The sequence below is a fragment of the Buttiauxella sp. genome (assembly GCF_035271705.1).
Lineage (GTDB): Bacteria > Pseudomonadota > Gammaproteobacteria > Enterobacterales > Enterobacteriaceae > Buttiauxella.
This window is the reverse complement of sequence record NZ_DATERI010000069.1, coordinates 1-7,832: the sequence shown is the minus strand read 5'-3', so window position 1 is coordinate 7,832 and position 7,832 is coordinate 1. Positions and strand designations below refer to the sequence as shown.

The window sequence follows — 7,832 nt, the reverse complement described above, 5'->3', positions numbered from 1 at the left end:
CCTTTCCTGGTCAATGTGAAGCAGACCGACTTGGTCGCCGGGAAGTACAACATTATTTTGGGTGAGCAACTGGCCGGGCAATTGGGGATTAAGCGTGGCGATAGCATCCGTGTGATGGTGCCGTCCGCCAGCCAGTTTACGCCGATGGGGCGTTTGCCAAGCCAGCGTCTGTTCACCGTCATTGGCACTTTTGCGGCCAGCAGCGAAGTCGACGGTTATCAAATGTTGGTGAACCAGCAAGATGCGTCGCGTCTGATGCGCTATCCGGCGGGCAATATTACCGGCTGGCGTTTGTGGCTGGCTGAACCGCTAAAAGTGGATGTGCTGAGCCAACAAACCTTGCCGCAGGGCACTGAGTGGAAAGACTGGCGCGAACGTAAAGGCGAGCTCTTCCAGGCCGTGCGCATGGAAAAAAATATGATGGGGCTGCTGTTGAGCCTGATTGTGGCGGTTGCTGCATTTAACATCATTACTTCTCTCGGCCTGCTGGTCATGGAAAAACAAGGCGAAGTCGCCATTCTCCAGACTCAGGGGCTAACGCGTCGCCAAATCATGGCGGTGTTTATGGTGCAAGGGGCGAGTGCAGGGGTGATTGGTGCTTTGCTTGGCGCGTTACTCGGCGCGTTACTTGCCAGCCAGTTGAACAATTTGATGCCGATTATTGGCGCGATGCTGGATGGTGCCACACTGCCGGTTGCCATTGACCCAGTACAAGTTATTGTAATTGCGATCGTTGCTATGGCGGTTGCGCTGTTATCCACGCTTTATCCATCGTGGCGTGCTGCCGCGACAGATCCCGCTGAGGCTTTACGTTATGAGTAATTCTATCCTGTTGCAGTGTGACAAGCTGTGCAAACGCTATCAGGAAGGCAAAGTGCAAACGGACGTGTTGCATGATGTCAGCTTCAGCATCAATACCGGTGAGTTAATGGCGATTGTCGGCAGTTCTGGCTCCGGCAAAAGTACCTTGCTGCACTTGTTGGGCGGGCTGGATACGCCAACTTCTGGCGATGTGATTTTCCACGGTAAGCCGATGAGTTCAATGTCGTCTTCTGCCAAAGCAGAACTGCGTAACCGCGAGCTGGGCTTTATTTATCAGTTCCACCATTTGCTGCCTGATTTTACTGCGATGGAAAACGTCGCCATGCCGCTGCTCATCGGCAAACACAATACCGATGAAACGAAGCAACGTGCGCTGGAAATGTTGAAAGCGGTTGGTCTTGATCATCGCAGTAATCACCGTCCTTCTGAGCTGTCCGGTGGCGAGCGCCAGCGTGTGGCGATAGCGCGTGCACTGGTGAATAATCCGCGCCTTGTTCTGGCTGATGAACCGACCGGTAACCTGGATGCGCGTAATGCAGACAGCATTTTTGAACTGCTCGGTGAGCTGAACGTACGCCAGGGGACCGCATTCCTGGTGGTGACTCACGACCTGCAATTGGCGCGTCGCATGTCTCGCCAGTTAGAAATGCGTGATGGCCGCTTGACCAGTGAACTGACTTTGATGGGAGCCCATTAATGGCTTCGCCACTGTCACTGCTTATTGGTTTGCGTTTTAGCCGCGGGCGTCGTCGCAGCGGCATGGTGTCATTGATTTCAATTATCTCCACTTTAGGTATCGCATTAGGTGTGGCGGTGCTGATTATGGGGCTAAGTGCGATGAACGGTTTCGAACGTGAGCTGAACAACCGCATTTTAGCGGTGGTACCGCACGGTGAAATCGAGCCGGTAAATCAACCATTCCAGGACTGGAGTGGGGTTTTACAACGTGTTGAGAAAGTGAAAGGGATTGCTGCGGCAGCGCCATACATTAACTTCACCGGCCTTGTGGAAAGCGGGCCAAACCTGCGTGCCATTCAGGTTAAAGGGGTAGACCCTGCTCAAGAAGTTCACCTCAGTGCGTTACCGCGATATGTGCAAAATAATGCGTGGGATAACTTTAAGGCTGGCCAACAGCAAATCATCATTGGTAAAGGTGTTGCCGATGCGCTGAAAGTGAAGCAGGGCGACTGGATCTCAATCATGATCCCCAACAGCAATGCCGATCACAAACTGCTGCAACCAAAGCGCGTGCGCCTGCAAGTTGAAGGTATTCTGGCACTCAGCGGGCAACTCGATCACAGCTTCGCGATGGTGCCAATGGCAGATGCGCAAGGCTATTTGGACATGGGTGACAGTGTCACAGGCATTGCTATCAAAGTGACTGATGTGTTTAACGCCAACCAGTTGGTGCGCGATGCAGGTGAAGTCACCAACGCTTACGTTTACATCAAAAGCTGGATTGGCACCTACGGTTACATGTACCGCGACATCCAGATGATTCGCGCCATCATGTACCTGGCGATGGTGCTGGTGATTGGCGTAGCCTGTTTCAATATCGTTTCCACGTTGGTCATGGCGGTGAAAGACAAGAGCAGCGATATCGCCGTGCTGCGTACCCTTGGGGCGAAAGATGGCCTGATTCGTGCGATTTTCATCTGGTACGGTCTGCTTGCGGGGTTACTGGGCAGCGTGAGCGGGGCGATTATTGGCGTGCTCGCTTCCTGGCAATTGACCAATATTATCCGCGTGATTGAAAAGCTTCTCGGTCACCAGTTCCTGTCTGGGGATATTTATTTTATCGATTTCCTGCCATCAGAACTTCATTGGCTGGACGTATTTTATGTACTGATCACAGCGTTGTTACTGAGTTTACTCGCCAGTTGGTATCCGGCGCGTCGAGCCAGTAATATTGATCCAGCGCGAGTGTTAAGCGGACAATAATCAATCAATTGAAAATAGTATGACGGTGATGGGGAGCAGCGAAGCGATGTATTACGGATTCGACATTGGTGGCAGCAAAATGGCTCTTGGGGTCTACGACAGTGAGCGTCGACTGCAATGGGAAAAACGTCTTCCCACTCCCCATGACAGTTATGAGAACTTTTTAGCGGCTATCGCTTCTCTGGTACAGGAAGCCGATAGCCGTTTTGGTATTAAAGGCTCGGTGGGTATTGGTATTCCCGGTATGCCCGTCACAGACGATGGCACGCTTTACGCGGCCAATGTGCCCGCGGCGAGCGGTAAACCGGTGCAGGCTGACTTGAGCGCCATGCTCGGGCGCGAAGTGCGTATGGACAACGACGCGAACTGCTTTGCCCTTTCTGAAGCCTGGGATGATGAATTCCGCGGCTATCCGGTGGTGATGGGGTTAATCCTCGGCACCGGTGTCGGCGGCGGAATTATCGTTAACGGTAAATCTATTACGGGTCGCAATTATATCACTGGCGAGTTCGGCCACACGCGTCTGCCGGTTGATGCCCTTGACGTGTTGGGGCGTGATATTCCGCTCACGCGTTGCGGTTGTGGCCAACATGGCTGCATCGAAAACTATCTTTCTGGTCGTGGATTTGCGTGGGTTTACCAGCACTTTTACTCTGAACCTCTGGATGCCAAAGAGATTGTCGCCCGCTACCGAGCCGGAGATGAGAAAGCGGTGGCACACGTCGAACGTTTCGTTGAGCTTCTGGCCTGCTGCCTGGGTAGCCTGTTAACGGCAATTGATGCGCATCTGGTCGTGATTGGTGGTGGGTTATCTAACTTTACTGAGATGTACCAACAACTGCCTGAACGTTTACCGAAGTATCTTTTGCCAGTGGCAAAAGTGCCGCGCATTGAGCCGGCACGTCATGGGGATGCCGGTGGCATGCGTGGCGCAGCGTTCCTCCATCTTTCGGAGTAAATTATGCTATCCCGTCGTCAACATCGGTTAAGCCGGTTTAGAAAAGACAAACGCTTGCTGAGGCAGCGCTTACGTCAGCGTGCATTTTTCCGCGATATTCCTGGACCTGAAGCGATGGAAAAACCCAGAGTTGTCGTCCTGACAGGTGCCGGTATTTCCGCCGAGTCGGGTATTCGTACTTTCCGCTCCACCGATGGTTTGTGGGAAGAGCATCGCGTTGAAGATGTGGCAACGCCGGAAGGATTCGCCCGTGATCCTCAACTGGTGCAGGCATTTTATAATGCCCGTCGCAAGCAACTCCAGCAGGCAGAAATCCAGCCCAATGCAGCGCATTTGGCGTTGGCAAGGCTTGAGGAAGAGCTGGGCGATCACTTCCTGTTAGTGACACAAAATATTGATAATTTGCACGAACGTGCCGGTAATAAAAATATTATCCATATGCACGGCGAATTACTAAAAGTGCGCTGTGCACACAGTGGGCAAGTGCTGGAGTGGAAAGGGGATATTACCCCTCATGACCGTTGCCACTGCTGCCAGCTTTCTGCACCTTTGCGCCCGCATGTGGTGTGGTTTGGCGAAATGCCGTTGGGTATGGATGATATTTATCAGGCGTTGGCGACGGCAGATTACTTTATCGCCATCGGCACTTCTGGCCATGTTTATCCCGCAGCAGGGTTTGTCCATGAAGCCCGTTTGCAAGGCGCACATACCGTTGAGCTGAATCTTGAACCGAGCCAGGTTGGCAGCGAGTTTGCAGAGAAGTTTTACGGATTAGCCAGTGAAGTGGTACCGGAGTACGTCGAGCGGTTGCTGAAAGGGCTATAAAAACGGGCGGGTGACGATATGCTGACCCGCCCTACGCATCGATTTAACCCACGGTGGATGAGCGTCAGCGACATCCACCGTAAAGAATCTCAAGATTTAAGCTCTGGCCTCAACCAATAACTTCTCTTCTCGCCGCGCAACCACGATCAAAAATAGCGATGTATACACACAACATATCAACGCAAAGCCGCTGATATACCACGGTAATCGCGTCACATACACCGCGCTACACGAGAGGATCACCATAATTATTCCGGCGTACATCGGATGGGGTAGCCACGAAAAGATCCCCCGTCGTATTTTTGAGGAGTAAGGGAGGTAATACCCGGCCCAGGTATGATACGCCCCTAAATCGGTTTTCCCTTTTACTACCAGCACTGTCCCGACCACCGCGATGACCAAGCACACCCAATCCAGCGCCATGACATTCTCCACCAGAAAAAGACTCCAGGCAAAAGCGAGAATTGGTAGCGGATAAGTCAGCCTGAGAAGTTTGATTGCCCTGATATCAATGAGAGGTATTGCATCGGGCCGTTCTTTCTTCGCGAGGATAAATACAGTGAAAATAGCAAGATTGATCAGTTGGAACAGCAAAAAGAATGTATTCATCACGATAATCACTCTGTCAGCAATGAACGGGGATGGAGGGATGACCAATAGTAGTCATACGCTACTTCAAGCGTAAAAAGAGATGAGGGTTGTGCCATAAGGCTAAAGGGTGAAAAAAAGCGGAACAATGGGTTCCGCTTGTTAAAGATTACCGCCCAGCTTTCAACTTCTGATAGTAATTCTCATAAATCGCACTGGCATCGCCGACATCGTTCTGCCACTCGCCGTTTTTCAGCACCGCCTCATCCGGGTAAAGTGTTTTATCGCCTGACACTTCTTTTGGCAGCAGCTTACGTGCTTCGAGGTTTGGCGTCGGGTAACCAATGGTTTCCGCGACCTGTTTTGCCACATCCGGACGTAGCAGGAAGTTAATCAGCTTTAATGCGCCATCGACGTTTTTGGCATTCGCAGGAATGGACAGGTTATCCATCCAGAAAATCCCGCCTTCTTTCGGCCAGATAATGTCCAACGGAGTACCTGCCTGGCGCGCAACATAAGCAGAACCATTCCACACCATACCGAGATTCACTTCGCCTTCCATATACGGGTTGGCAGGGTTATCCGAGTTGAATGCTGCCACGTTTGGCATCAGCTTTTGCAGCTCGTGGTACGCCGCCTCAATCTGTTTTGCATCGGTGGTATTGCCGGAATAACCCAGTTTCAGCAACGCTATCTGGAACACTTCGCGTGCGTCATCTGTCAGCAGCAGGCTTTGCTTGTACTCTGGTTTCCACAAATCTGCCCAACTGGTAACGGTTTTCGGATCGATAGCGCCACTGTTGATGCCAATGGCCGTCGCACCCCAGATATACGGAATGGAGTAGTCGTTGTTGGGATCGAATGGCTTGTTGAGCATTTCAGGATCGAGATTTTTGAAGTTGCTCAGTTTGCTTTTGTCGATCTTCTGGATCATCCCTTCTTTGCGCATTTTCGCCACAAAGTAGGTCGAAGGCACGACGAGATCGTACGCACCTTCTTTGTAGGTTTTCAGCTTGGCGTACATGGTTTCATTCGACTCGTAGGTCGAATAAATCACTTTGATGCCCGTCTCTTTAGTGAATTGCTCAAGCAGGCCTGGCGGCACGTACTCAGTCCAGTTGTAGAAATAGAGGGTTTTGCTGTCATCGGCATGTGCAGCGCCCATACCCAGTACCAGAGCGCCCGCAGTTAGCAGGTGGCGTGACCATTTGTTCATTTTAACGTCCCCTGAGTTTTATCACGAAGAATAAGCTGACTGGCAACCACCAGGACCAGCGAGAGTACTAACAGAATAGTGGCAAGTGCGTTGACCTCTGGCGAAACACCGACCTTCACCATTGAATAAATCTTCAACGGTAAAATTTCATAACTTGGCCCTGTCACGAACGAGGAAACCACCACATCGTCCATCGACAGGGTAAAACTGAGCAACCAACCCGCGGCAACCGCAGGCATGGCGAGTGGCAGGAGGATTTTGCGAAGGATAGTCAGTTCGCTGGCACCCAAATCTTTGGCCGCTTCCAACATCCGCACATCGAACCCTTTCAGCCGTGAATAGACCGTGACCACCACAAATGGCAGGCAGAAAGTGATGTGTGAGAACAGCAGCGACCAGAAGCCAAGCGACACCCCCAGCAGCATAAAAAGCACCAGTAGTGAAATTGCCATCACGATATCGGGCGACATCATCACCACAAATAACATGCCGCTGACAAACGGTTTGCCACGGAAACGATAACGATACAACGCCACCGCCGTTAATGAGCCAATCAGTGTCGCCGCCGTTGCTGACACCACCGCCATGGTCAACGAATGTTGTGCCGCTTGCAGCAGGCTGTCGTTGTTCATCAGCAGGCTATACCACTTGCCCGTCAAGCCTTGCCAGTTAATACCGAAGCGCGAACTGTTAAACGAATTAACGATCAAAATGATAATCGGAATGTACAGATACGCGTAGATGGCGGTCATAAAACCACCCCGCAGCAGACGACCCATCATTCTAATTCCACCTTGTTGTTCAACAACCTGGCGGCACGCCAGTAAATCAGCAGCATCAGACCCATCACTAGCGTGAGCGTAATGCTGGTGGCAGCACCAAACGGCCAGTCACGAATATTCAGAAACTGGCTCTTAATGATGTTACCAATCAACAGATTTTTCGCCCCACCCATCAAATCGGAGACATAAAACAGCCCCATCGCGGGCAGCATCACTAACAGGCAGCCAGCAATAATGCCCGGCATGGTGAGCGGAATAATAATGCGGATGAATGTCTGAAACTTGCTGGCACCCAGGTCGCGCGCCGCTTCCAGTAGCGGTTTATCGAGCTTTTCAATACTCGAATACAGCGGCATGACCATAAAGGGTAGCAGGATATACACCAGGCCGATGATCACCGCACTTGGGGTGTACATCAGACGAATCGGCGTATCAATCACCCCAAGCCACAGCAAAAACTCATTCATAACCCCTTTGGTGCTGAGGAAAATTTTCAGCCCGTAGATACGAATTAATGAGTTGGTCCAGAAGGGAACGATCAGCAAAAACAACAATAAAGGGCGCACACGTTCCGGTAATCGTGCAAGGAACCAGGCAAACGGATAACCCAACACCAGGCAGGCGAGGGTAGCAATCACCGCCATATTGAGCGAGTGCAGCAACACCTGTGCATATAAAGGGTCAGCAAGCCGGGTGTAAT

The 7,832-nt window shown here is 51.5% G+C and carries 9 protein-coding genes; 5 read left to right on the top strand and 4 right to left on the bottom strand.

Translation table 11 applies throughout. From position 1 onward, the window contains the following. The 5 genes from lolC to cobB all read left to right on the top strand — a co-directional run. A partial coding sequence (gene lolC / locus VJY99_RS06020; protein WP_324117164.1) for a lipoprotein-releasing ABC transporter permease subunit LolC occupies positions 1-822 on the top strand: 822 nt, incomplete at its 5' end. Continuing rightward, positions 815-1,519 (top strand): lipoprotein-releasing ABC transporter ATP-binding protein LolD, encoded by a 705-nt coding sequence (lolD, locus tag VJY99_RS06015; protein WP_324117163.1) that lies wholly within the window; start codon positions 815-817, stop codon positions 1,517-1,519. The genes lolC and lolD, both read left to right, overlap by 8 nt. Continuing rightward, positions 1,519-2,763, top strand: a complete 1,245-nt coding sequence (lolE, locus tag VJY99_RS06010; RefSeq protein ID WP_324117162.1) for a lipoprotein-releasing ABC transporter permease subunit LolE — start codon at positions 1,519-1,521, stop codon at positions 2,761-2,763. The genes lolD and lolE overlap by 1 nt, the downstream gene beginning before the upstream one ends. Positions 2,764-2,809: 46 nt before the next feature. Beyond that, positions 2,810-3,721, top strand: a complete 912-nt coding sequence (gene nagK / locus VJY99_RS06005; protein ID WP_324117165.1) for an N-acetylglucosamine kinase — start codon at positions 2,810-2,812, stop codon at positions 3,719-3,721. 3 nt (positions 3,722-3,724) lie between these two features. Beyond that, a complete protein-coding gene (gene cobB, locus VJY99_RS06000) occupies positions 3,725-4,546 on the top strand; it encodes a Sir2 family NAD+-dependent deacetylase (RefSeq protein WP_324117161.1) in 822 nt (273 codons plus the stop codon). A 96-nt stretch (positions 4,547-4,642) separates the two neighbouring features. On the opposite strand, the gene VJY99_RS05995 is transcribed toward cobB, so the two are convergent. From VJY99_RS05995 to potB, 4 genes are all read right to left on the bottom strand, one after another. Beyond that, positions 4,643-5,155, bottom strand: a complete 513-nt coding sequence (locus VJY99_RS05995; RefSeq protein WP_324117160.1) for a methyltransferase — start codon at positions 5,153-5,155, stop codon at positions 4,643-4,645. A 148-nt stretch (positions 5,156-5,303) separates the two neighbouring features. After that, positions 5,304-6,350: a spermidine/putrescine ABC transporter substrate-binding protein PotD gene (gene potD, locus VJY99_RS05990; protein WP_324117159.1), complete on the bottom strand. Its 1,047-nt coding sequence runs from the start codon at positions 6,348-6,350 to the stop codon at positions 5,304-5,306. After that, a complete protein-coding gene (gene potC, locus VJY99_RS05985; protein ID WP_324117158.1) occupies positions 6,347-7,132 on the bottom strand; it encodes a spermidine/putrescine ABC transporter permease PotC in 786 nt (261 codons plus the stop codon). The genes potD and potC overlap by 4 nt, the downstream gene beginning before the upstream one ends. Beyond that, positions 7,129-7,832, bottom strand: a 704-nt coding sequence (potB, locus tag VJY99_RS05980) for a spermidine/putrescine ABC transporter permease PotB (protein ID WP_324117157.1), incomplete at its 5' end; no start/stop codon positions are given. The genes potC and potB, both read right to left, overlap by 4 nt.